The 1,686-nt window shown below is 41.6% G+C and carries 3 protein-coding genes; all 3 read right to left on the bottom strand.

Features of this window, described 5'->3' with window-relative positions; translation table 11 throughout:
* Positions 1-138: 138 nt before the first annotated feature.
* The 3 genes from raiA to GX117_14840 all read right to left on the bottom strand — a co-directional run bounded on the left by raiA (position 139) and on the right by GX117_14840 (position 1,683).
* Complete coding sequence (gene raiA / locus GX117_14850) at positions 139-435, bottom strand: ribosome-associated translation inhibitor RaiA (protein ID NLO34606.1); 297 nt, start codon at positions 433-435, stop codon at positions 139-141.
* A 12-nt stretch (positions 436-447) separates the two neighbouring features.
* Positions 448-1,338 (bottom strand): tyrosine recombinase XerC, encoded by an 891-nt coding sequence (locus GX117_14845; protein ID NLO34605.1) that lies wholly within the window; start codon positions 1,336-1,338, stop codon positions 448-450.
* Positions 1,339-1,491: 153 nt separating this feature from the next.
* Complete coding sequence (locus GX117_14840; GenBank protein NLO34604.1) at positions 1,492-1,683, bottom strand: 30S ribosomal protein S21; 192 nt, start codon at positions 1,681-1,683, stop codon at positions 1,492-1,494.
* Between the last annotated feature and the right edge of the window lie 3 nt (positions 1,684-1,686).

Below are 1,686 nucleotides of genomic sequence, written 5' to 3'. Positions count from 1 at the left end.
ATCACGTGCTCTGGCCAACTGAGCTAAAGAGGCTTATATCTTAAAATTAACCGCTTCCCTCCTTGGATGGAGAGAAACGGTCGCAAAGGTAGTAATATTTTTTTTGATGCCAAAACATTTCCTTTAATATTTTAGCCGTTATCTTTCCTTTTTTTCTTTGGTCTTGAGTATCTGCTTTTCAAGTGCCATCATACACAGATCAATGGCTTCCTCAAATGTGTCGGCTGTTTTGCTGGCAAAAGCTTCACTGTGTCTAAGATTTAATTTTACCGCTGCTTCTTTGTTGTTTGCGGTGTCAGGTTTCACTACTTTGAGAATGACCTCCGAGAGAATGATATCTTCAGAAAATCGTTCCAGTTTCTTCATTTTTTTCTCTACGAATGCTTGTAGTTGTTCAGTAGCGTCAAAGTTTACAGATTGAATTGTCAGTTCCATACTATTCCTCCTTCATTTTTTTGCTCTTGGATGAGCGTTGTGATAAGCTTTTTTCAATTCTTCAAATGTGACATGCGTATAGATCTCGGTCGATGCCAAGCTGGAATGTCCGAGGAGCTCTTTTACCGCATTTATCTCTGCTCCATTGTTCAGCATCCCGGTGGCGAAAGAGTGGCGTAGCACGTGAGGACTTTTTTTCGACAGGGTGGAAATGCTGTTCAGATGGTTGTGTATGACACGATAAACCAGTTTAGGGTATAAGGGATCTCCGTCTTCCTTGACAAAGAGGAAGGGCGATTTATTTGCTATTTCTTGGTTCCTTTTTTCGATGTAGTGTTCCAGTTTTTCTTTCGTTTCGTCGGAGAAGGGAATGAGACGTTGCTTGTTCCGTTTCCCCGTCACGCGCAAGGTATTGTATGTGAAGTCGATGTCGCTGTCCTTGAGTGAAATAAGTTCTGCCTGTCGCATACCGGTAAGATAGAACAACTCAATGAGGAAGCGGTCCCGATGGCCGCGGAAATCATTGTCGAAGGCAAAGGGGTCGTCAATCACTTTGTTCAGATCATCATTGTTTACAAAGGTGGGGAGTCTTTTGGTAATTTTAGGTCCCGACACTTGTTCGGCAGGATTCTGCAGGATCACATCATTTTTCTTCAGATAGCGAAAGAATGATTTGAGGGCGCTCAGTTTCCTATTTACAGACCGTGCTTTCATTCCCTCTTCCATCAGTCGGCTTATCCAAAAACGAATGAGATCGCTGTCGATCTCCTTCCAATCAATGGCCCCGCACTCTGCGATTACAAATTCTTGAAATTGGGTAAGGTCTTTTAAATAAGATATCTCCGTTTGAGAGGAGTAGTTCCTCTCGTAACGGAGATATTGTATGAATTTTTCCTTCCACATACCCAGCAGCCAGATCAATCTCTCTGGTAGGGCGAAGATAGGAAAAAACTTTGCGAAAACGAAAAAATAAGACGAAATTATTCGACTTGGTTCAGATAATTTCTACGTTCGGCAAAATCTAAACAAGTTTGATTTTGCACTCGCTAAACGAAATTATTCTTCGTTCTCGTGTAATTGCTGAACATAGACAGCGTGCTGTTTTTGTTTACGCTTTGCAACTGACGGCTTGATGAAGGCCTGGCGACTGCGTAGTTCTTTTACAACACCTGTTTTTTCGTATTTTCGTTTGAATTTCTTTAGGGCTCTTTCAATGTTTTCGCCCTCTTTTAGTTGTACTACGATCATTAT

It is taken from the genome of Candidatus Hydrogenedentota bacterium (assembly GCA_012523015.1).
Lineage (GTDB): Bacteria > Hydrogenedentota > Hydrogenedentia > Hydrogenedentales > CAITNO01 > JAAYBJ01.
This window is presented reverse-complemented; position numbering and strand designations above follow the sequence as displayed.